20 protein-coding genes are annotated in these 22034 nt (G+C 71.9%); 13 read left to right on the top strand and 7 right to left on the bottom strand.

From position 1 onward, the window contains the following. Positions 1 to 7 precede the first annotated feature (7 nt). Together IE195_RS16955 and IE195_RS16950 are read left to right on the top strand one after the other, a co-directional pair. On the top strand, positions 8 to 670 hold the full coding sequence (locus IE195_RS16955) for a response regulator (protein WP_191272732.1): 663 nt from the start codon (positions 8 to 10) through the stop codon (positions 668 to 670). Beyond that, complete coding sequence (locus tag IE195_RS16950; RefSeq protein ID WP_191272522.1) at positions 667 to 1350, top strand: HD domain-containing protein; 684 nt, start codon at positions 667 to 669, stop codon at positions 1348 to 1350. Before IE195_RS16955 ends, IE195_RS16950 begins: the two co-directional genes overlap by 4 nt. A gap of 62 nt (positions 1351 to 1412) precedes the next feature. On the opposite strand, the gene IE195_RS16945 is transcribed toward IE195_RS16950, so the two are convergent. Next, positions 1413 to 1685 carry a DUF4031 domain-containing protein gene (locus IE195_RS16945; RefSeq protein ID WP_191272520.1) on the bottom strand — a complete coding sequence of 91 codons (273 nt, stop codon included), beginning with the start codon at positions 1683 to 1685 and terminating at the stop codon, positions 1413 to 1415. Next, positions 1682 to 2149, bottom strand: a complete 468-nt coding sequence (locus IE195_RS16940; protein WP_191272518.1) for an Lrp/AsnC family transcriptional regulator — start codon at positions 2147 to 2149, stop codon at positions 1682 to 1684. Before IE195_RS16940 ends, IE195_RS16945 begins: the two co-directional genes overlap by 4 nt. Before the next feature lie 204 nt (positions 2150 to 2353). On the opposite strand from IE195_RS16940, the gene IE195_RS16935 reads away from it, so the two are divergent. The 3 genes from IE195_RS16935 to IE195_RS16925 all read left to right on the top strand — a co-directional run bounded on the left by IE195_RS16935 (position 2354) and on the right by IE195_RS16925 (position 6156). Further along, positions 2354 to 3259, top strand: a complete 906-nt coding sequence (locus IE195_RS16935) for a tryptophan 2,3-dioxygenase (protein ID WP_191272516.1) — start codon at positions 2354 to 2356, stop codon at positions 3257 to 3259. A gap of 73 nt (positions 3260 to 3332) precedes the next feature. After that, positions 3333 to 4571, top strand: coding sequence for a kynureninase (kynU, locus tag IE195_RS16930; RefSeq protein ID WP_191272514.1), 1239 nt, complete (start codon positions 3333 to 3335; stop codon positions 4569 to 4571). 700 nt (positions 4572 to 5271) lie between these two features. After that, the gene (locus tag IE195_RS16925) at positions 5272 to 6156 is read left to right on the top strand and encodes a hypothetical protein (protein WP_191272512.1); all 885 of its coding nucleotides are present in this window, start codon (positions 5272 to 5274) and stop codon (positions 6154 to 6156) included. A gap of 208 nt (positions 6157 to 6364) precedes the next feature. On the opposite strand, the gene IE195_RS16920 is transcribed toward IE195_RS16925, so the two are convergent. The 3 genes from IE195_RS16920 to IE195_RS16910 all read right to left on the bottom strand — a co-directional run bounded on the left by IE195_RS16920 (position 6365) and on the right by IE195_RS16910 (position 9922). After that, positions 6365 to 7756 carry a dihydrolipoamide acetyltransferase family protein gene (locus IE195_RS16920; RefSeq protein WP_191272510.1) on the bottom strand — a complete coding sequence of 464 codons (1392 nt, stop codon included), beginning with the start codon at positions 7754 to 7756 and terminating at the stop codon, positions 6365 to 6367. Continuing rightward, a complete protein-coding gene (locus IE195_RS16915; RefSeq protein ID WP_191272730.1) occupies positions 7753 to 8736 on the bottom strand; it encodes an alpha-ketoacid dehydrogenase subunit beta in 984 nt (327 codons plus the stop codon). The genes IE195_RS16920 and IE195_RS16915 overlap by 4 nt, the downstream gene beginning before the upstream one ends. An 88-nt stretch (positions 8737 to 8824) precedes the next feature. After that, entirely contained in the window at positions 8825 to 9922 is a 1098-nt protein-coding gene (locus IE195_RS16910; RefSeq protein WP_191272508.1) for a thiamine pyrophosphate-dependent enzyme, read from the bottom strand. A gap of 133 nt (positions 9923 to 10055) precedes the next feature. Here IE195_RS16910 and IE195_RS16905 point away from each other — a divergent pair, with 133 nt between their 5' ends. From IE195_RS16905 to IE195_RS16885, 5 genes are all read left to right on the top strand, one after another. Continuing rightward, positions 10056 to 10496: an Lrp/AsnC family transcriptional regulator gene (locus IE195_RS16905; protein WP_191272506.1), complete on the top strand. Its 441-nt coding sequence runs from the start codon at positions 10056 to 10058 to the stop codon at positions 10494 to 10496. A gap of 88 nt (positions 10497 to 10584) precedes the next feature. After that, the gene (locus IE195_RS16900) at positions 10585 to 11373 is read left to right on the top strand and encodes a PhzF family phenazine biosynthesis protein (RefSeq protein ID WP_191272504.1); all 789 of its coding nucleotides are present in this window, start codon (positions 10585 to 10587) and stop codon (positions 11371 to 11373) included. A 9-nt stretch (positions 11374 to 11382) separates the two neighbouring features. Beyond that, positions 11383 to 11805, top strand: coding sequence for a hypothetical protein (locus tag IE195_RS16895; RefSeq protein ID WP_191272502.1), 423 nt, complete (start codon positions 11383 to 11385; stop codon positions 11803 to 11805). An 857-nt stretch (positions 11806 to 12662) separates the two neighbouring features. Beyond that, positions 12663 to 13916, top strand: a complete 1254-nt coding sequence (locus IE195_RS16890) for an MFS transporter (protein WP_191272500.1) — start codon at positions 12663 to 12665, stop codon at positions 13914 to 13916. 86 nt (positions 13917 to 14002) lie between these two features. After that, positions 14003 to 14467, top strand: coding sequence for a TetR/AcrR family transcriptional regulator (locus tag IE195_RS16885; RefSeq protein WP_191272497.1), 465 nt, complete (start codon positions 14003 to 14005; stop codon positions 14465 to 14467). Positions 14468 to 14753: 286 nt separating this feature from the next. Here IE195_RS16885 and IE195_RS16880 read toward each other — a convergent pair whose 3' ends face one another. Next, the gene (locus tag IE195_RS16880; protein ID WP_191272495.1) at positions 14754 to 15998 is read right to left on the bottom strand and encodes a nucleotide disphospho-sugar-binding domain-containing protein; all 1245 of its coding nucleotides are present in this window, start codon (positions 15996 to 15998) and stop codon (positions 14754 to 14756) included. A 189-nt stretch (positions 15999 to 16187) separates the two neighbouring features. Between IE195_RS16880 and IE195_RS16875 the strand changes: the two genes are divergently transcribed. The 3 genes from IE195_RS16875 (at position 16188) to IE195_RS16865 (ending at position 20292) form a co-directional block, all read left to right on the top strand. Then, a complete protein-coding gene (locus IE195_RS16875; RefSeq protein WP_191272493.1) occupies positions 16188 to 17951 on the top strand; it encodes an ABC-ATPase domain-containing protein in 1764 nt (587 codons plus the stop codon). 281 nt (positions 17952 to 18232) lie between these two features. After that, positions 18233 to 19156, top strand: a complete 924-nt coding sequence (locus IE195_RS16870; RefSeq protein ID WP_191272491.1) for a proteasome assembly chaperone family protein — start codon at positions 18233 to 18235, stop codon at positions 19154 to 19156. Further along, the gene (locus IE195_RS16865; RefSeq protein ID WP_191272489.1) at positions 19153 to 20292 is read left to right on the top strand and encodes a quinone-dependent dihydroorotate dehydrogenase; all 1140 of its coding nucleotides are present in this window, start codon (positions 19153 to 19155) and stop codon (positions 20290 to 20292) included. The genes IE195_RS16870 and IE195_RS16865 overlap by 4 nt, the downstream gene beginning before the upstream one ends. A gap of 152 nt (positions 20293 to 20444) precedes the next feature. Here IE195_RS16865 and IE195_RS16860 read toward each other — a convergent pair whose 3' ends face one another. Continuing rightward, positions 20445 to 21974, bottom strand: a complete 1530-nt coding sequence (locus IE195_RS16860; RefSeq protein WP_373295665.1) for a polysaccharide deacetylase family protein — start codon at positions 21972 to 21974, stop codon at positions 20445 to 20447. Positions 21975 to 22034: the final 60 nt, after the last annotated feature.

The following is a 22034-nucleotide window of genomic DNA, read 5'->3' as shown; positions in this document are numbered from 1 at the left end:
CGCGTCCGTGATCAGGGTGCTGCTCGCAGACGACGAGGCGATGATCCGCGCGGGTGTGCGGGCGATCGTGCAGAGTGATCCGGAGATCGAGGTGGTGGCGGAGGCGGCCGACGGGCGCGAGGCGGTGGAGCTGGTGCTGTCCCACCGGCCGGACGTCGCGCTGCTGGACATCCGGATGCCCCGGATGGACGGCCTGGCGGCCACCGCGGAGATCCGCCGGGTTGCTCCGGACACCAGGGTCGTGATCCTGACGACCTTCGGTGAGGACAGCTACATCTCCCAGGCGCTCGGTGACGGTGCCAGCGGGTTCCTGCTCAAGGCCGGTGACCCGCGTGAGCTCGTCTCCGGGGTGCACGCGGTCGCCGAGGGCGGCGCCTACCTGTCCCCGCAGGTGGCGCGTCAGGTGATCGCGCAGTTCGGCGGCGGCCGGGCGGCCAGGGAGGCCGCGGCCGCGGAGCGTCTGGCCGGGCTCACCGAACGGGAACGGGACGTGCTCGCCCTGGTCGGGGCGGGACTGTCCAACGCCGACATCGCCGAACGGCTCTTCCTGGTCGAGGGCACCGTCAAGAGCTACGTGAGCGCCATCCTCAACCGGTTGGGCATGAAGAACCGCGTGCAGGCCGCCATCCTCGCCCACGAGGCGGGGCTGGCGGGTGAGGCCGCCTCGTGAAGGGCCCGGACCGTTCCGACCTCCCGCGGGAGGAGGCGACCCTGCTCGCGGAGTCCTGGAGCCACCTGGCGGGGACGGGCGCCGAGGCCAGGGCGGTCGGGGAGGAGTTGCTCGACCGCTGGAGCGAGGAGCACCGCCGCTACCACACGCTCAGCCACCTGTGGAGCGCGCTCTGCGCCGTCGAGGTCCTGCGGGAGGAGGCCCACGACGTGGACGCGGTGCGTTACGCGGTCTGGTTCCACGACGCCGTCTACGAGGGGCGTCCCGGGCAGGACGAGGACGAGAGCGCGGCGCTCGCCGAACGGCTGCTCTCCCTGATGGGGCAGGATCCGGAGCGGATCGCCGAGGTGGTGCGCCTGGTGGGGGTCACCAAGGACCACCGGCCCGGTCCGCGGGACGCCGACGGCGCGGTGCTCTCCGACGCCGACCTGTCCACCCTGGCCGCCGGCCCCGAGGAGTACCTGGCCTACACCGGGGCGGTCCGGGCCGAGTACCGGCACGTACCCGACGAGGCGTTCCGGGCGGGGCGGCTGGGGGTTCTGCGGTCCCTGTTGGAGGCCCCGAACATCTTCCACACCCCCTTCGGCCGCACGCACTGGGAGCCGAGGGCCAGGTCCAACATGCTCGCCGAGATCGACCACCTCAGCCGTGGCGGCACCGAGGCACCGCCTCCGCCCTGACCGGGGACGGCCCGGGGCGCCCCCGGACGGGCCCGCCTGGCCCGGCCTCGGCGCCCGGGGGTTCAGACGGGCCGCGGGTGCTTGGGCCGGCGAAGCCCCGCCGCACGCAGACGGGTGACGATCTCTCGGCCGCTGACGTGCTCGGCGCCCAGTTCCAGTGCGCGGGCGTGCAGGTGTTCGGGGATGTCGTAGTGGTCGCGTTCGAAGGCGCGCGGGTCGATGCCGAGGTCGCGCGCGAAGGAGTGCAGTTCGGCGTAGGAGCTGTCGCTCACCAGGTGTGCGAAGCGCCAGCCGCGCGGGCCCGGCCAGACGGGGCTGTCGATCAGGATGCTCACGGCGCCCCCGGGGCGGTCACGGCGCGCCAGGGCACCGGGCTGGACAGGACCATGGTGCTGGAGGGGCGGCCGTGTTCGGCGAGCTGGTCGATGACCTCCTCGAAGTGTTCCATGGAGCGCACCGCGATCAGCAGGACGCAGCAGGCGTCCCCGGTGACGCGGTGCACCTGGAGGATCTCCGGCAGTTCCAGCGAGGACCGTTCACGCAGCAGGCAGTGCGCGCCGAAGCACTCCATCCGTACCAGCGCGGTCACCGGAAGTCCGGCCGCTGCCGGGTCCACGTGTGCGTGGTAGCCGGTGATCACCCCGCGGTCGGTCAGCCGGCGGACGCGGTCGGCCACGGCGGGCGCGGAGAGGTTCACCCTGCGGGAGAGCTCGTTGAAGGAGAGTCGTCCGTCCTGCTGGAGCTCGTTGAGGATCCGCTGGTCAACGCTGTCCAAAGGGGTTGCCAGTCGTGAGGCCATATCTTGTGTTCCCAAAGCCGATGGTCGTTTCCCGTTATGAATACTAAGCGCATGCCCGACTTGTGTCGTCGGCGGCCATTCCTTCTGGCGTTGTTTTGTCCGAGTATGTGAGTTCACGTTCACGCTGCCGTGCGCGGGGGCCTCCCGGTCACGGCGCGGCGCGTGTGACCACCGAAGTCGCGCAGTACACGAGGGGTAGTCCCAATGCTCTCCACCACGTCCGCCCAGCAGTGTCCGTACGCTCCGGTCGAGGACGGCGACGCCGAGGCGGCCCGTGCCGACAGGGCCGAGAGCAACGGGGGGAAGCCGACCCTGGCCTTCGACCAGAACACGCCCTACGTCGACTACGTCGGGATCGACACCCTCCTCAGCCTGCAGAACCCGCGCACCAAGGAGCCCGCCGAGTCCGCCTTCATCATCACCACCCAGGTGATGGAGCTGCTGTTCGCCCTGGTCCAGGAACGCTGGGAGGCCGCCCGGGACGCGATGGAGGACGACGACGTGCCCGGCGCCGTGGCCTGGCTGCGCAGCGCCTGCAACGCCCAGGACGTGCTCAACAGCTCCTGGGCCCTGCTCGGGGACATGACCCCCACCCAGTTCAACCGGTTCCGTGACGCCTTCGGGGAGGCCTCGGGCTTCCAGTCGTACAGCTACCGCAAGCTCGAGTTCCTGCTGGGCAACAAGTCCGCCGCCATGATCCGCCCGCACAAGGCCATGAGCGGCGTCGTCACCGAACTCACCACCCTGCTGGAGCGCCCCAGCCTGTACGACGCGGCGCTGCGTCTGCTGCACCGCCGGGGCCTGCCCGTTCCGGACTCCAGCATCGAGCGCGACTGGACCGCCGACTACGAACCCTCCGCCGAGGTCGAACAGGCATGGATCGGGGTCTACTCCGACGACCGCCCCGGAAACGAACTGTTCCTGCTGGCCGAGGCGCTCGTCGATGTCGCCGAGCGGGTGACACGATGGCGTCAGCTCCACCTGGTCGCGGTCAAGCGCACCATGGGGGGCAAGCCGGGCAGCGGCGGCTCCAACGGGCTCAACTGGCTGGCCCGCAACGCCGAACAGGACGTCTTCCCGGAGTTGTGGTCCCTGCGCAGCACCATCTGAGCGCCCGCACGGGTCCACCCCGGCACCCCCGCCCCCAGTTCACAGCACCACCTTCGCAAGGAAGCAGGCTCCGATGACGCCCACCACCCGTGAGGAGTGCGCCGCCCTGGACGCGGCCGACCCCCTCGCCGCCCTCCGCGAGGAGTTCGTCCTCCCCGAAGGGGTGATCTACCTGGACGGGAACTCGCTGGGCGCGCTGCCCCGCGACACCCCCGGCCGGGTCGCCGACATGATCGAGCGCGAGTGGGGCCAGGACCTCATCCGCAGTTGGAACGACGCCGGCTGGTGGGACAAACCGCGCACCCTGGGCGCCAAGGTGGCGCCCCTGGTCGGGGCCGGCCCCGAAGAGGTGGTCGTCGGTGACGGCACCTCCGCCAACCTGTTCAAGACCCTGGTGGCGGCGCTGCGCCTGTCCGACCGCAGGGTGGTGCTGGGTGAGGCGGGCAACTTCCCGACCGACCTGTACGTCGCCGAGGGGGCGGTCGGCCTGGCCGGAGCCGAGCAGCGCCGGGTCGATCCCGACGGTCCGGAACTGGCCGAGGCCCTGTCCCGGGGCGACGTCGCCGTCCTGCTGCTCAGCCACGTGGACTACCGCAGCGGTGTCCTGCGCGACATGGCGGGCATCACCCGGCTCGCCCACGAGCACGGCGCCCTGGTGGTCTGGGACCTGTGCCACAGCGTCGGCGCGGTGCCCATCGACCTGTCCGGCAGCGGAGCGGACTTCGCGGTGGGGTGCACGTACAAGTACCTCAACGGCGGTCCCGGCGCCCCCGCCTTCCTGTACGCGGCCCGCCGCCACCACGCAGCCGCGGACCAGCCGCTCAGCGGTTGGCACGGGCACGCCCGCCCCTTCGACTTCACCCCCGACTACGAACCCGCCCCGGGGGTCTCGCGCTTCCTCAGCGGTTCGCAGCCCCTGGTGGCCGACGCCGCGCTGGAGGCGGGGCTGGACGTGTGGGCCAAGGCCGATCTGGCCCAGGTCCGGGCGAAGAGCCTGGCCATGACCGACCTGTTCCTGGCCAGGGCCGCCTCGGTGGGACTGGCGTCGATCACCCCGGCCGAGCACGACCGGCGCGGCAGCCAGGTCGCCCTGCTCCAGCCCGAGGAGGGCGCCGGGTATCCGATCGTGCAGGCGCTGATCGAGCGGGGCGTGATCGGTGACTTCCGCGCCCCGGACGTCATGCGCTTCGGGTTCACCCCGCTCTACCTGCGCTACGTGGACGTCTACGACGCAGCGACCGCCCTGGTCGAGGTCGTGGCTTCGGGGGAGTGGCGCGCCGAGCGCTTCAACCACAGGTCACAGGTGACTTGACCTCAGGGACTCTCCGGCGGGGCAACCTTCCGGGGAGTCCTTGGCGTTCACCGGGTACGGAACGCTCTCACGTGACCTCGGCCATTACCACGATGACGTTCTCTTTGCCGTGACGCCCTCCCTCCGGCCCGTGCCGACTGGGTCCCGTTTTCGTGACCTGCTGGCGCGTATGTGGCCTCTCAGCCGGTTCTGGCCACATCCAGCGCCACTTCTCCCGGTTTATGACGAGGACCACCCGCGGGCCTGTCCGCCGTCCTCGGACAGGCCCGCCAGCCCCTGCCACCAGGGGTTTTTGTGTTTTCAGGACTGTTTGCGAGTGGCGGCAAATCGTAATTGTCCAAATACGGACTGTCATTTTACTCGGAATCCTTCGGCACTTTGCCAAAGCCTGGGTTAGTGTCCTTCGTGACCGGTTCGTTATTGACCTTTGGCGAACCGGTGCCGAGCCCTTGACCGGCCTGCGTGCCGCAAGGGAATCGAGACCCCGTTGTTTCTCTCGGGGAGCGAGCAGCGCGAATCCACGCGCAGCTGTCCGGCGGAGCCGATCCGGCCCCCCGCTCCCACCCGCCACTCGCCGCCAGCGACGCGGGACGCCCCATGGCATGACCCCGGCCCCGGAGTGCAGACCTGTGCGCCCGTGTGCCCTGACCCGTCATGCCCCGGTCTTCTCGGCCTCTGTCGTCAACCTGGCTAATACTTCATGAGCAACGAAACTCCCATCCAGCACGGCGAAGTCACCGCGACCTACTTCTGGGACGACGGTTCCGGCATCAACGGTGACACCGGAGCTCCCGCAGGCGGCGAGCCCATGCAGAAGGGCCTCTTCTCCAGCCCCAGCTGGCCCCTGGGCACCGAGGGCTACATCGTCCACGAGGGCGAGCAGTACGACTTCTTCATCGGTGACCGCGGTCCGGGCGTTCCCTCCCACGACTGCGACGTCCTCCTCGACATCGACGGCAAGACCTTCGCCGACATGATGGGTGAGAGCTTCGACGAGCAGACCCTCGTCGTCAGCGGCGGCAACGGGCACGCCGAGGTCGAGTACTACATCACCGAGTGGGGCGACGGACACGGGACCGAGGGTGCCCCCCACCCGTTCCAGCAGCCCGGGAACAAGTGTGAGAACGCCGTCTCCCCGATCCCCGAGGAGCACCTCCCCCAGGAGGAGCCCGAGGAGGAAGAGGAGACGGAGGAGACCGAGGAGGAGACGGCCGAGGAGGAGTCCACCGAGGACTCCGGTGACGAGAACTCCGAGGAGTCCGGGGACGCCGAGGAGCAGGAGCAGCAGGACGAGGCTTCCGCCACCGAGGAGCAGGAGGACTCCGACACCGGAGTCACCGCCGAGACCGCCGCCAACGACCTGTCCGGCTTCGGCCTGATGGGAGCCGAGGGCACCCCCTCCGCCGCCGGTCTGCTGACCCTGGCGATCATCCCCGCGATCCTCATCGCCCTGTTCTTCGCCTGGACCCGTCGCCCCGCCGGCGCCCACGCCGGTGCCGACGACGACAGCGGCAAGGGCCTGATGACCGCCGGCACCGGCCGCCACGGCATCAGCTCGCTGATCGACAGGCTGCGCCGCAGGTAACGCAGAACCACCCCCGGCCCCACTCGGGTCATCCGTGACCCCGGGAGTCCGTCGAGCCAGGTGTTCCTCCTGGCGGGGGGAACAGAAGACTCCCGAAGGGGCACGGCCCCGGGGGAGCGGGCAGGGCCACCAGGGGCCGCGGTCACCGACCGCGGCCCCTGGCGTGCCCGGTGCGCCCGCAGGCCCGTGCCTCCGGGGCCCGGAACGTTCAGAGGTCCCCGAGGAGCAGGTGGGGGCGTTCCACGCAGTCCGCGACCAGTCGCAGGAAACCGCCCGCGACGCCGCCGTCGCACACCCGGTGGTCGAAGGCCAGGGTCAGCTCCACCACCGGACGGGGCCGCACGTCGTCGCCGACCACCCACGGGCGGCGCAGGATCCGGCCCACGCCGAGGATCGCCACCTCCGGATGGTTGATGATCGCGGCTGACCCGTCCACGCCGAACACCCCGTAGTTGTTGACCGTGAACGTGCCGCCGCCCAGGTCGGCGGGGGCGAGTACGCCGCTTCGGGCGGCCTCGGCGCGCTCGCCCAGACGGGCGGAGAGTTCTCGGGTGGTGAGGGAGTGGGCCCCGCGGACCACCGGCACCACGAGGCCGCGCGGGGTCTGCGCCGCGAACCCCAGGTGCACGGCCTCGTGGCGCACCAGTTCCTGGCGGGCGGTGTCGAAGTGCGCGTTCAGGTCGGGGAAGCGGGCCAGGCCCAGCAGCGCGAACCGCGCCACCAGGGCCAGGACGCTCACCGGCCGGTCCGGGGCGGCCTCGTTGAGCTGCCCGCGCAGCTCCAGCATCCCGGTGGCGTCGGCGTCCACCCACACGGTCGCCTCGGGGATCTCCCGGCGCGAGCGGGACAGGTGCTCGGCCATGCTCCGGTGCGCGCCGCGCAGCGGGACGCGGTGGGTACCGGGTTCGGCGGGCGGGGACCCGACGGCGGGCGAAGGGGCGCACGCCTCGATACGGGCCCGCACGTCCCGGCGCAGGACCAGCCCGTTCTCCCCGCTGCCGCGCAGCTCCGCCACGTCGATCCCGTGTTCCCTGGCCAGCCGCCGGACCAGCGGAGACACTACCCGGATCGGTTCCTTCCCGGTGGTCCCTCCCTCTCCGGGCAGGGGTTCGGCGGGGGGTGCGGGCGGACCGCCGGTCGCCGTTGACCGGGACGGCCCGCCCTTCCCGCGGACACGGCGGCGTGTGGGCCGCGTGCCCCGTCCCGTGCCGTAACCCACCAGGACGGCGCCCGAATCCGCGTCACTTCCGGCGGCGCCGTTGCCGCCCGCGGGTCCGGGGCCCTCCCGTGCGTCCGGCACGGTGGTCCGTGTGTTCGCCGGGGCCCTGCCGCCCGGCTCGGAGAGGCCAGCGGCCGGTACGACGGTGATGAGGGGCGCGCCGACCGCGACCACCTCGCCCACCGCGCCGTGCAGCCCGGTGACGGTGCCACCGTAGGGGGAGGGGACCTCCACCGAGGCCTTGGCGGTCTCCACCTCGGCCACGGGTTGGTCCACGGCGATCTCGTCACCGACCGCGACCAGCCAGGAGACGATCTCCGCCTCGGTCAGCCCCTCGCCCAGGTCGGGGAGGGAGAAGGTGCTGGCGTCCGCCTCGCTCATCCGTGGTCCTCCGTCCACTGCGACTCCCACTGGAGGCGGTCCACCGCGGCCAGGATCCGGTCGACCCCGGGCAGGTGGTGTTCCTCCAGCTTCGGAGGCGGGTAGGGGACGTCCAGCCCGCCCACCCGCAGTACCGGGGCCTCCAGATAGTGGAAGCACTGCTCGGTGACGCGCGCGGCCACCTCGGCCCCGTAACCGCCGAAGACCGAGGCCTCGTGCACCACCACCGCGCGTCCGGTGCGCCGGACCGACGCGGTCACCGTGGCGTCGTCGAACGGGGCCAGCTGGCGCAGGTCCACGACCTCGACCTCACACCCCTCCGCGGCAGCCTGTTCGGCGGCCTCCAGGGCGGTCTCCACCGTCGGCCCGTAGGCGATGAGTGTGAGGTCGGTTCCCGGGCGGCGCACCACGGACCGCGCCATCGGCCGGGTGCGCACCGGGAGTTCCACGGACTGCCTGGACCAGTAGCGCCGTTTGGGTTCCAGGAACACCACCGGGTCGTCGCAGGCGATCGCCTCGCGCAGCATGGAGTAGGCGTCGGCGGGGGTGCCGGGGGTGACCACGCGCAGCCCGGGCGTGTGCGTGTAGTAGGCCTCGGAGGAGTCGCTGTGGTGCTCCACGCCGCCGATGCCGCCGCCGTAGGGAATCCTGATCACCACCGGCAGGGTGAGGGCGCCGCGGGTCCGGTTGCGCATCTTGGCCAGGTGCGAGACGACCTGCTCGAAGGCGGGGTAGGCGAAGGCGTCGAACTGCATCTCCACCACGGGCCGCATCCCGTACATCGCCATGCCGATCGCCGTGCCCACGATCCCGGACTCGGCCAGCGGCGAGTCGAAACAACGCTCCTCGCCGAAGTCCGAGGCCAGGTCGTCCGTGACTCGGAAGACCCCGCCCAGGGGGCCGACGTCCTCCCCGTAGACCACCACGTCGGGGTCCTCGGCCAGGGCGTCGCGCAGGGCCTGGTTGAGCGCCGCTCCCATGGTGACCTCGGGTTCCGGCGGGCTCGGTGTGCCTGATGCGGCCGGTGTGGTTGCGGCGTCCGATGTGGTGGGGGATGTGTGCGCCATCTCAGACCTCCCGCAGTTCCTCCGCCAGCTCCCGCCGTTGTCGTTCCAGTGACGGGGGAACGGTGGCGTACACGTCGGTGAAGAGGGAGGCCGGATCGAGCCGGTCCTGCCCGGCCATTCGTTCGCGGACCCTTCCGGCGACCCGTTCTGCGTCGCGTTCGTAGATCTCCAGGAGGCCGTCGTCGACGATCTGCTCGTTGCGCAGCAGGGCCTCCAGGCGGGTCAGGGGGTCGCGCTCGGACCAGTAGGCGACCTCTGCGGGGTCGCGGTAGCGCTGCGGCGCGTCCGAGTTGGTGTGCGGGTCCACCCGGTAGGTGAGCGCCTCCACGATCGCGGGACCGTGCCCGGCGCGTGCCTCGGCCAGGGCGTGCGCGACGACGGCGTGTACCGCCGCGGCGTCGTTGCCGTCCACGTTGTAACCGCGGATGCCGTAGCCGACGGCCTTGTGCGCCAGGGTGGGGGCCGCGCTCTGCCGGTGGACCGGGACGCTGATCGCCCAGTGGTTGTTCTGGATGAGGAAGACCACGGGGGTGTTCCACACGGCGGCGAAGTTGTAGGCCTCGTGTGCGTCGCCCTCGCTCGTGGCGCCGTCGCCCATGAGGACCAGGGCGGCCACGTCGCGGCCCTTGCGCCGGGCGGCGTAGGTCAGGCCGACCGCGTGGGAGGCGTTGGTGGCCAGCGGGGTGCACTGGGGCGCGCAGCGGTAGTGGTGCGGGTTGTAGCCCGAGTGCCAGTCGCCGCGGAAGAGGGTGAGCGTCTTCACCGGGTCGACCCCGTGGGTGACCATGGCGACGCTGTCCCGGTAGCTGGGGAAGAGCCAGTCCTGCTCGGACAGTGCCAGCACCCCGCCGACCTGGGCGGCCTCCTGACCCTTCGAGGACGGGTAGACCGCGAGGCGGCCCTGCCGGGCGAGGGTGCTGGCCTGCTGGTTGAAGCGGCGTCCGATGACCATGGCCCGGTGGAGCTCGGCGAGCACGGCGTGGTCGGGAGCGGTGAACGAGGAGTGTTCGTGACGTCGGCCGTGTCGGTCCACCAGGCGGACCGGTTCCTGGGAGGGCAGGGGAGGAACCGGACGAGATCGCTCATCGGTGTGCTTCATGTCTTGAATATGCGGCGAATCACCCCATATTGTCGATGGCTCCACGCCGATGCTGGACGAACTGCTCGGTAGGACCCCTCAAGTCACAGATCATCTAACTTGTCCATGACACGGACGGTATGAGGTAAGACACATGGCCGTGCAGCTGGACGACACCGACCGTCGGATCATCGCCCTCCTGCGCGACGACGGCCGTATGTCCATCCGCGCCGTCGCCGAACGCGCACACATCTCCCGGGCCAACGCCTACTCCCGCCTCGAACGCCTGCGCGACGAGGGGGTGATCAGGGGCTACACCGCCGTCATCGATCCCGAGAAGTACGGCACCGCGCTCTCCGCCTACGTCTCGGTGCGGATCGAACAGCACTCCTGGGAGAGGTTCCGCGGCTATCTGCGCGACATCCCCGAGGTCGACCACGCCGCCCTCGTCTCCGGTGACGTGGACCTCCTCCTGCTGGTCCGGGTGGCCGACGCCGCGGCCCTGCGCACCTTCGTCCTGGAGCGGCTCCAGCGCCTGCCCGAGGTGAAGAGCACGCAGACCATGTTCATCCTGGACGAGCCCCACCTCCATTAGGGGCCGCCCTCGGCCGGCATTCCCGACAGGGGCCACTTCACTCAGTATTGGCCCTTGGCTGGTCCGGTCCATTCGACAGAATGGACCCATGCACGAGTACCGCGTCGTCGACGCCTTCACTGACCGGCCCCTCTACGGCAACCCCGCTGCCGTCCTCGTCCTGGACGAGCCCTACTCCGACTCCTGGGCCCAGGGGGTCGCCGCGGAGTTCAACCTCTCCGAGACCGCCTTCGCCCGCCGGGTGGACGGCCCCGACGCCGACTTCGAGCTGCGCTGGTTCACCCCGGCCACCGAGGTCGCCCTGTGCGGGCACGCCACCCTGGCCACCGCGCACGCCCTCACCGAGCTCGGCGTCGCGGGCCCGTACCGGTTCACCACGCGCAGCGGGATCCTGACCGTCGAGCAGAGGGACGGCAAGCTCTGGATGGACTTCCCCGCCCGCCCCGCCGCCGAGATGAAGGTGCCGGAGGGGCTGGCGGAGGCGCTCGGCGCCGAGCCGCTGTGGGTCGGCCGCGGCGGTACCGACGACCTCCTCGTCGAACTCGCCGACGAGGCCGCGGTCCGCTCTCTCGCCCCCGACCAGGCCCGGCTCTCCGGGATCCGTGCCCGCGGGGTCATCGTCACCGCGCGCGGCGAGGACGGACCCGACATCGTCTCCCGCTTCTTCGCTCCCAGCGTGGGCATCGCCGAGGACCCGGTGACGGGCAGCGCGCACACCGTCCTGGCCCCGTTCTGGGCCGAACGCCTCGGCCGCACCGAGTTCCTCGCCCACCAGGCATCCCGGCGCGGTGGTGACCTGCACCTGCGTCTGGCCGGGGACCGGGTCCTCATCGGTGGCGACGCTGTTACCGTCGCGACCGGAAACCTGAACCTGTGAGGAGGCCCCGTGGAGCAGTGGAGTACCCGGGAGGAGATCAACGCCGCGCGTGAGCGGCTGGAGTCCGGGCACGAGGGCTGGCGGCGGCCCGCGGCCTACGCGGTGGGTGTGCACCGGGACGGGGCGACCGCCTTCGGGCTGACCAACGTCGGTACGAGCCCGCTGCCCGCCGTCGTCCTGGCCGTCGAGTGCGGACACACCTCCGGTACCGCGACCTACGAGCTCACCCCCGACCGTCTCGGTGCGGCCATCGAGGCCCTGTCCCCGGCCGAGGCCTGCACCGAGCTCCAGCACCCCAACCTCGTGGAGTGGAAGAGGCTGGCCGCGGAGACCGGGGAGAGGGGCGGGCAGCCGGTGGCGGTGTTCGTCGCGGACCTGGAGGACACTCCGGTTGACCAGCACGACCGGGCATTCCGGGAGGCTATCGCCTGATTCGTTCCGTCGGAGCGGAGCCGCTTCCCGACGGATTCCCGGTTTCGCCCGTACGGTGCTCCCGGATCCGGTAAGAATAGTTCCACGACACCCCCACCCCCTCCGCGGAGGTGTCGGGGCGTGGTCTGACCGGAGGTCCCCTTACTTCCGGACGGGCGACGTCCTCCCAGTCGGTCGGCGCGGTACCCCCTCCTGCCCGGCTGACGGCCTCTGGTGGTCGGGGCGGGACCCCGAACCCGCTCCGACCACAGAGGTCCGGGAGTGCGGGGCGTGGGGGCCCGCTGCCAGGGGTCAGACCCGGAGTGCGGCCCCGGAGCCCCGTAGGAGTTCTCATCCCTCGGTCAGGGGCACCAGCCCCCCGGAGCATCCCGTTTCTCTGGCCGCCCCTTCTGGTTCGGGCCCTTTTCCGCCGCGATCTTGCTACCAGGGGCGATTTCGGCGCCGAAATCGCCCCTGGTAGCAAGATCACCGCGGGTTGGCCGTTCCCGGAAGCGGCGCACACCCCTACCGGGAGGGTCCCGGGTACCTCGGAGCGGGTGAGGGGGCAGGGAGGACGCCGGGTGCGCATCGCCTCGGCTCCGCCAACCGGGCTGTGGAAGGCGTTACCCGCCACCTCACAGACACCCGCCGCGCCCAACGGCCGCACCTGCACCGCCTGTCCCAGACCGAGCGGACCAACATCCACCCGCGCCCGGACCTCGTGGAAGAGGGCGCCGGTTCGGGGCGGGCTAAGGACTTCTCCGGGTGTGCCGTGCGTCACCGGGCCTTGCGCTGGACGACCCCGTCACAGAAACTGGGACGAGTGTCCCAGTTTTTTGGGGTGCCCGGATCCGATCTCTCGAACCGGAGGACCAGCCATGCCCAATCCGTACGCGCGGATCTTCGCCGCGCCTGGAACCAAGGGCTTCACCGTCGCCGGGCTCATCGGCCGCATGCCCGTGGCCATGACCAACGTCGGCATCATCACGATGCTCGCCGCCACCCACGGCAGCTACGCCCTGGCCGGGGCCGTCGCCGCCACGTTCACCCTGTCCATGGCCCTGCTCACACCGCAGGTCTCCCGCCTCGCGGACCGGTACGGACAGCGCCGGGTCCTGCCACCGGCCACCGCCGTCAGCGTGACCTCGCTCCTGCTGATGCTGCTGTGCGTCCGGGCCGAGGCGCCCCTGTGGCTCCTGTTCGCGTGCGCCGTCCCCAGCGGCACCATGCCCAACATGTCCGCGATGGCCCGCGCCCGCTGGACCGAGATCCACCGGGGCACACCCCGCCTGCACACGGCCTATTCCTTCGAGTCGGTGGCCGACGAACTCACCTTCATCACCGGACCGGCCCTGTCGGTACTTCTGAGCACCATGGTCTTCGCCCAGGCCGGTCCGCTGGCGGCGGCGGCCTTCCTGGCGCTGGGGGTGAGCCTGTTCGTCGCCCAACGCGGCACCGAACCGCCGGTACGCGCCCCCCAGGGCGCAACCGGCCGGGGTGCACGCGTACTCGGCGCCCCCGTCGCGGTCCTGGTCCTGACCCTGGTGGCCGCAGGGATGATCGTCGGCACGGTCGACGTGGTCGCGGTCGCCTTCGCCGAGGACCTGGGGGCACCCGGCGCGAGCGGGATCGTGCTGTCGGCCTACGCCCTCGGCTCGGCCGTCTCCGGGCTGGCCTTCGGCGCGCTGAACCCGCCCTGGCGCGCCCACACCATGCTGCTTCTGGCGGTGGTCGGCACCGCCCTGACCACGCTGCCTCTGGTGGCGGTCGGCGGGATCGCGGCCCTGTCGCTCGTGGTCCTGCTGTCCGGCGTGTTCTTCGCGCCGACCATGATCCTGGTGATGACCCTGATCGAAAGCGTCGTCCCGCCCGCCCGCCTCACCGAGGGGATGACTTGGGCCCTGACCGGACTCACCGTCGGAACCGCGCTCGGCACCCTCGCCGCGGGGACGGCGGTGGAGTCCTCCGGCACCACCGGCGGGTTCCTCGTGGCGGTGGTGGCGGGCCTGGCCGCCCTGGGGATCGTGGCCACGGGCACGCCCCTGCTCCGCCGCGCCACGGCGACCGCCGACCGCCGGGGGGAGGGGGCCGCTTCCGCTACCCTCGCAGCGGGACCGGAGGAGGAGACCTGAAACAGACGGACGGGCGCCGCGCCAAGGGCGAACTGCGCCGCAGGGCACTGATCGAGGCCACCCTGCGCGTCATCGAGCGCGACGGGGTGGCAGGGGTCAGCCATCGCACCGTCTCCCAGGAGGCGGGGCTGCCCACGTCCGCCACCACCTACTACTTCACCGGGCTGGGGGACCTCCTGGCCGCCGCCCTGACCAGCGTCATGGACGAGGACTCCGAACGGATGCGCCGCCTGTCCGCCGGCGGCGACCGCCGGCGCGACCTCGCCGAACTCCTGGCCAGGGTCGCGGCCGAACCGGGCCGCCTGCTCGCCGAGTACGAACTCTTCCTGCTCGCCGCACGCCGCCCCCACCTGCGCGAGTCCACGGACGCCTGGCTCGCCGCCGTGGGGGCGTTCGCGCACTGCTACACCGACGACCCCGTCCGGGCGCGCGTCGTGACCGCGGTGATCGACGGTGTCCTGCTGCACACCCTGCTCGGCGAGACCAAGCCGAGCGCCGACGAGTTCGAGGCGATCCTCACCGACGTGCTCCCCGAGCCCCCACAGCACTGATCCCCCGGGCACGATGGAACCGGCTGCGTACGAGGACCGCGCGGATCCCGGTTCAGGCGGTCCGGTCCAGCAGCCCGGGTCCACGACGGCCCCGCCGGGGACGGCCGCGCGCAGGCCGCCGGGCACCGGGGCCGCCTCCTTCCCGAGGAGCTCCCGAGGCGTCTCCACCCCGCCGTACCGGCTCCACGTGCGGAGGAAGGCGTCCGGTTCGGCGGGGGCGAGGTCGCCAGACAGCGGCAGGAACGCGCCGTCGGGGAGGTTCAGGACCGGTTCCAGCCGGGGGTGTTCACGAACGCTCTCCGATCAGGGCGTGGATGTGGTCGGCGGCGGCCCGGGCCCCGTCCGTCCCGGCCAGGTGTCGGCGCAGCTCACGGGCGCGGGTGCGCAGGTCCGGGTCGTGCAGCACGGACTCGAAGGCCCTGCGCAGCGGCTCGCCCCGGGCCTGCCGGGGGGTGAGCCCCACCGCGTTGCCGAACCGCACGCACTCGTCGACGTTCCAGCGCTGCTCCATCTGCAGTCCGATTCCCACGAACGGCTTGCCCGAGGCAGCAGCGGTCTGCACGGTGCCCTCCCCGCCGTGGATGACGGAGGCGTCGATCAGGTCGCCGAGGAGGTGCGCGGGGAGCAGGTCGAACACGTGCACGTGCGGCCCGAGCCCGGCGCGGTCCCCGGGCCGCAGGTAGCGGGCGACCGGTGCCAGGACGGTCACCGGGAGGCGGGACAGCTCCCGCAGGATTCCGAGCACGATCTCCCGGTCGGCGGAACTGCCCATGGCGAAGTACACCACCGGTCGCCTCTCCCTGCCGGCCCTCCCGACCAGCGCTTCAACCTCGGCGGGTACCTCCTCGCCCAGGTGCGCGTACACGGGGCCGACCCAGCGGTAGTTCGGGGGCAACAGGTAGGGGCGGAACCGCAGGGACGCGACGAGGTTGAGGTCCCCGTCCAGGGCCTCGACGGTGCGGCGGGGCAACCGCACCCCGTTCTCCCGGGCCACCCGGGTCCACCCTCCCGGTTTGGCGGTGGTGTACCGGGCCGCCTCGCGCAGCAGGTACGCGGCCCCGCCGTTGACGGTACGGGCGAGGCGGCCGCGCCCGCCGAGCACCGGCACCGCACGGGTCTGGCGCAGGTGCGGCCACGAGTACGCGAACGGCTTGACGTAGACCAGGGGGATCCCGTCGGCACGCGCCGAGACGAACTGGCTGAGCGTGCTGCCGATGACGGTCGCCGCCGGGCGCAGCAGGTGGTTGAGCTCCCGTTCGCTCGCCACCCGGGCCCGGAACACCCCGGCGGTGAACGGGTGGCTGACACCGCGCCCCCGGTCGAAGCGGATCGCCTGGTCGGCCTGTTCGCCGGTGAGCACCGGGCTCAGCGGTCGGTACTCGAACCCGGCCGCCTCCACCAGATCCGCGTACCGCTCGGAGTACCCCGCGAACACGCACTCGTGCCGGTCCCGCAGACGGCGCGCCACCTCGATCGCCCGAGTCGTCTCGGCGAGGTTGAAGGTCTCCGGGGCGAACAGGACGGTGCTCACGGCGGAACTCCTTGTCTGGGAGGGCTTCTGCGCAACCTAGCCCCGGGACGGGGGAAGGGCAACGGACCTCCCCGAGGCGGCGCCCGCCCGGGTCCGGCACGGGGCGGGTCGTCCACAGGGTCGGAGCGAGAACCTCGCAGAAGTCCTAACCTGGCCGGGAAGTGACGTCTCAGCGATACGGGGGAACCGATGGCGCAACAGCGGGGGAACGGCGGCCAGGGGCGTCGGCACGGCGGCGGTGGCGGCCGTGGCGGCGGTGGCCGCAAGCCCGAACCCGAACCCATCCGCGGGGTGCGCGACGAGGCCCGGCTCTCCGAGGAGCTCCTGAAGATGAACGGCGCCTCCTACGGGCGCTACAAGTCCCTCAAGGGCGACTGGGACTTCGGTGACTTCACCCTCACCGTGCAGCGGGTCCAGGCCGACCCCTTCGCTCCGCCCTCGCGGATCCGGATCCTGCGCCCCGACGCCGGCATCCCGGCCAGTGCCCACACCGACCCGGTCCGCCGCCGGGCCACCGCCGACCACCTGGGGCGGCGCGCCCGCCGACTGCTGCGGGGCTCCCTGCTCAAGATCGACACCGGCGGCCAGGAGGTCATCGCCCGGTCCTCCTGCCAGGTCACCGAGGAGGGAGCGCTGGACCTGCGGATCGGCCTGGACCTGCCCGGGCACGGGCGCCGGATCGACGGCCGCAGCGCCGAGCGCGAGCTCTGCCGCACCGTCCCGGAGCTGGTCGACGACCTCGACTGGGACGAGATCGACCAGAAGGAGGCCGAGGCCTTCGCGGACAGTGTGGCCGACACCGTCGCCCTGCGCGATTCCCTCGACAGCCGCGGTCTGGTCGCCTTCGTCGCCGACGGGGCGGTCCTGCCCCGGCGCAGCGGGGTGAGCGACGAACCCATGGGCGGTGAGGCGGTGGTGCCCTTCTCCTCGCCCGAGAGCCTGCGTGTCAGCGTGGACCTGCCGCACCGGGGAACCGTGACCGGCATGGGCGTGCCCGAGGGCATCACCCTGATCGTCGGCGGGGGGTTCCACGGCAAGTCCACCCTGCTGCACGCCCTGGAGCGCGGCGTGTACGACCACGTGCCCGGGGACGGCCGCGAGCTGGTGGTGACCCGCGCCGACGCGGTCAAGATCCGCGCCGAGGAGGGGCGCAGGGTGGAACGGGTGGACGTCAGCCCGTTCGTGCGCAACCTGCCGACCGGTGCCGACACCAGCGACTTCCGCACCGAGAACGCCTCCGGCTCCACCTCGCAGGCGGCCAACATCTGCGAGGCGGTGGAGGCCGGATCGCACACCCTGCTGGTGGACGAGGACTCCACCGCCACCAACCTGATGATCCGCGACGAGCGCATGCAGGCCCTGGTGCACGGCGACCGGGAACCCCTGGTGCCGTTCATCGACCTGGTGCGCCCCCTGCGCCGTGAACACCGGGTCTCCACGGTCCTGGTCATGGGTGGCAGCGGTGACTACTTCGACGTCGCCGACCAGGTGATCATGCTGGACTCCTACCACCCGCACGACGTCACCGAGCGCGCCCGCGCACTGGCGCACGAGCGTACCGACGCCCGGTTCGCACTGCCCCGCGCCCGCGTCCTCGACCCCGGGTCGGTGGACGACCGCACCGACCGCGGACGCGGCAAGCTCAAGCGCCGCGACATGGACGTCCTGGTCTTCGGGGAGAGCGACGTCGACGTGCGCTCGGTGGAGCAGTTCGTCGACCCGAACCAGATCACCGGGGCCGGGCTGGCCCTGCGCGCCCTGGTCCGGGGGCGGCACCTGGACGGGACCCGCACTCTGGCCGAGGCGTTGGACTCCCTGGAGGAAGCCCTGGCCGAACAGGGGGTCACCCTGCTCGGGGACGACTTCGGCGGCGACTACGTCCTGCCGCGCCGCCACGAGATCGCCGCGGTCCTCAACCGCCTCAGAACCCTGAGGGTGGCCGGCCAGCGGTGAATCACCGCCGGGGACCGGTGATCCGGGAGCCGGGCCGCGCGGCGTTGCGCGGCCCGGCGGGGCCCGGGCCCGCGGCGGGCACGTGCCGGGAGGGGCACAGGCCCGGTTGTGGTCGTGCTCACCTCCGGGGGCCGGGGTCCGACCCCACCCGTTCCGGGTCGGTATTGTGGAAAAGCAGGGCACAGCGACCCCGTTGACCGCCATGAGGCACCCTCCCGGCGACCCGGAGCGGATGTGTCGCACCCCCTGCGGCCCCGACCAGCTTTGGAGACGAGAACCCGGTGCGTGACCCCGCAGACCTGTACGAACTCCATCCCGGCTTCGACGACGTCACCGGTCTGGCGATGCTCGTCTGTCTGGACGGTTTCGTCGACGCCGGAAACGCCGGCCAGCAGATGGCCGAGGCGCTGTTCGAACGGTTCGCCGCCGAGGAGGTCGCGGTCTTCGACACCGACCTCCTGGTGGACTACCGCTCCCGCAGGCCGCCGATGACCTTCGTCGAGAACGCCTGGACCGAGTACAACCCGCCCAGGCTGGCCCTGTACCGGATGCACGACGAGGAGGCGAACCCCTTCCTGGTCCTGCACGGCCCGGAGCCCGACCGGGAGTGGGAGGCCTTCATCGCCGCCGTCCAGGAACTGGTCGAGCGGTTCGCCGTCTCGCTGTCCATCAGTACCCACGGCATCCCCATGGCGGTTCCGCACACCCGGCCGGTCACGGTCACCCCGCACGCGACCCGACCCGAACTGGTCGCGGGGCACACTCCGTGGATCGGACGGGTCGAGGTGCCCGGGAGCGCGGTCTCCCTGCTGGAGTACCGACTGGGGGAGAAGGGCCACGACTTCGTGGGCTACGCCATCCACGTACCCAGCTACCTCGCCCAGTCCACGTACCCGCGGGCGGCCATCGCCGCCACCGAGTACGTGGCCGGGGCCACCGGCCTGGCCGTGTCCACCGAGGACCTGGAGGAGGTGGCCGGAGCCACGGACGTGGAGATCGCCGAGCAGGTCGCGGCCTCCGAGGAGATCCAACGCGTGGTCGCCAACCTGGAACGCCAGTACGACGACATCATGTCCTCGCGCTCGGACGAGGACGGCGGGACCGTCCCGCTGTCCGACGACGGGTCGGGGCTGCCCACCGCCGAGGAGCTCGGCGCGGAACTCGAACGCTTCCTCGCGGAACGCGAGGGAGACGGAAACGGATGACCGTGTTCTACCAGATCCTCTTCAGCTCGGTCCTGCGCCACATGGACGCGGAGAAGGTCCACAAACTGAGCTTCGCCGCGCTGCGCGGTGTGACCGCGGTTCCCGGTGTGGCCGAGGCCATGGGCAGGGTCCTGGGGCCGCGTGAACCCGAGCTGACCGTCCACGCCCTGGGCCGGGAGTTCCCCGGGCCGCTGGGTATGGCCGCCGGGTTCGACAAGAACGCCGAGAGCCCGTGCGGCCTGGCCGCCCTGGGCTTCGGCTACGTCGAGGTGGGCACCGTCACCGCCCACCCGCAGCCGGGCAACCCCAAACCGCGCCTGTTCCGGCTCGTGGCCGACCGCGCCATCGTCAACCGGATGGGTTTCAACAACGAGGGGTCGGCACTGGTCGCCGAACGCCTGCACCACCAGCGCCGGGGGCCGGTGGTCGGCGTCAACATCGGCAAGACCAAGGTGACACCCGAGGCCGAGGCACCCGCCGACTACGCGCTGAGCGCGCTGCGGCTGGCGCCCTACGCCGACTACATGGTCATCAACGTCAGCTCGCCCAACACCCCCGGACTGCGCAACCTCCAGGGCGTGGAACAGTTGCGTCCCCTGGTCGCCGCGGTCCGCGAGGCCCTCGCCGAGGCGGGCCGCCCCGAACTGCCTCTGCTGGTCAAGATCGCCCCGGACCTGGCGGACGAGGACGTCGACGCCGTGGCCGACCTGGCCCTGGCCGAGGGGTTGGACGGCGTCATCGCCACCAACACCACGATCTCCCGTGCCGGGCTGGACACCCCCGGCACCGAGGTCGAGGCGGCCGGCGCCGGGGGGCTGTCGGGCGCCCCGCTCAAGGAGCGCTCGCTCCAGGTCCTGCGCCGTCTGCGCTCCCGGGTGGGCGACCGGGTGACCCTGGTCGCGGTCGGCGGTATCGAGACCCCCGAGGACGCCTGGGCCCGTATCCGTGCCGGTGCGACCCTGGTCCAGGGTTACACCGGGCTGATCTACGGCGGTCCGCTCTGGCCCCGGCGCATCCACCGCGGTCTGGCGGGGCTGGTCCGCGCCGCCGGGTACCGGTCCATCCAGGAGGCCGTCGGCTCCGACGCCCCGGCCCCGGTGCTGAAGGTGGTCCAGGAAGCCCCCGAGTCCGACTGACGCACCGAACCGGATCGACGGGTCAGGCGCTGGCCCGGACCCGACGGTCCGCGACGGCACGGGGCCGGTGGTGGGAACTCCCGCTTTCGCCCCCGTGCCGCTTTCCGGTCGCCGCCCGGGTCTTCTGCCGTCTCCCTTCCGACCCCCTGGCCTTACCAGTCGCCGTCCCAGTCAGGCGGGTGGACGTTGCCGGGTTCGGGGCCCCCGATCGCCTGGCTGCTCGTCACGAACACGTAGTCCTGTTCGCGCAGCCGCTCGACGATCTCCGGAACGGCCGCCAGGCTGGGTGCCAGGGGATCGTGCATCAGTACCACGGCCCCCGGCTCGACCCGGGAGAGGACGTTCTCCACGATCTGGTCGCGTTCCAGCCCCTCCCAGTCCTGGCTGTCGACCGTCCACGCAACCTCGGCCATGCCCTGGTCCGCGACCTCTGCGTGCACCCCTTCGCCGGTGGCGCCGAAGGGCGGCCGGAACAGTTCCACCGTGTGCCCGGTCTGCCTGCGGACCATCGCGCTCACCGCGGCCGTCTGACCGGGAAGGGCGTCGGTGTCCATCCTGTTCATGTGCTCGTGCCGGTCCCCGTGGCTGGCGATCTCGTGCCCCTCGGCGTAGGCCCGGCGCAGCACGCCCGGACGGGTCAGGACCGGGTCGCCGTTGAGGTAGAACGAGGCCGTCACCCCTTCCTCGGAGAGGATGTCCAGCAGGTGCGCCGTGGCCTCGACCGGGCCGTCGTCGAAGGTCAGGGCAACGCACCGGGTCTCCCCGTCGTAGCAGTCCACGTCGGGGTCGCCCGCGGTGAAGGTGCCTGGCGGGGCGGCGCCGGAACCCTGCCCGACGCCCTCCGCCCCGGGCAGGGCCAGGTCGGCCCCGTCCACCAGGGCGGCCTTCCGGGCCCGCTCTCCCAGATCCGAGAGCAGCGGCGCGGCCTCCTCGTGGCCGACCACCACGGTCTTGCGTCCGGGTGCGCTGTCCGGCACGTGCCCCTCGACGGCCGGTGACAGGTGCCCGTCGTCGAACTCCACCACCAGGTCTCCGGTGCCGTTGAAGCCGATCGAGTCATAGGTCCGCAGCACCGGGTACAGGCTGTCGGTGTCCACGTCCCCGTCGTCGGCCAGGTCCTCGCGTGCGATCGCGTTGAGCTCGGTCAGCTCCTCCTGCCCGGCCAGCAGTTCGGTGGAGTAGGCCGTGTCCTCCGTGCGGGCGTCGTACCAGTACGTCGCGTAGCCCTCGCGCAGGCCGTGCATGTCCTCCTCGGTGCGGACCAGCCGTACCCCGAGGACGCCCCCACCCGCGGCCACCAGCTCCCAGCCGATGTCCAGGCTCACCGGGTCGCGGGTGCCTCCGCGAAAGTCCTGGACCTCCTCGTCCACGCGTGCCGCCAGGCCCTCGGTGAACGCCTCGGCATCCTCGAACTCGGGATGGGCGACACTGACCTGGACCCCCTCCGGCTGGTGCGGGTGGTCCGTGAAGTCCCCGGCGTCGCCGCGCCGCTCTCCGACACCCCCGCCGGGTCCGTCCGCCAGTACGGCGAGCCGATCGGGCTCCTCCCCGTCCGCGCTCCGGTTTCCACAGGCGGCCAGTGCGAGGGCCAGCACGACCAGCAGGGTCCCGGGCCGGAGCGGGCGGGCCCCCGCGCGCGTTCGGGGAACGGTTCGGTCCGGTTGGACTCTCCTCGACGACAAAACCCGACTCCCTCGTCCCTGTGGAGGTGCTCGCACGGCTGCTGGGAGCAACATAGGGGA

Source organism: Nocardiopsis terrae, assembly GCF_014651695.1.
Taxonomy (GTDB): Bacteria; Actinomycetota; Actinomycetes; order Streptosporangiales; family Streptosporangiaceae; genus Nocardiopsis; species Nocardiopsis terrae.
Note: the sequence above shows the minus strand (reverse complement) of the source record. Positions and strands in the feature narration are given on the sequence as shown.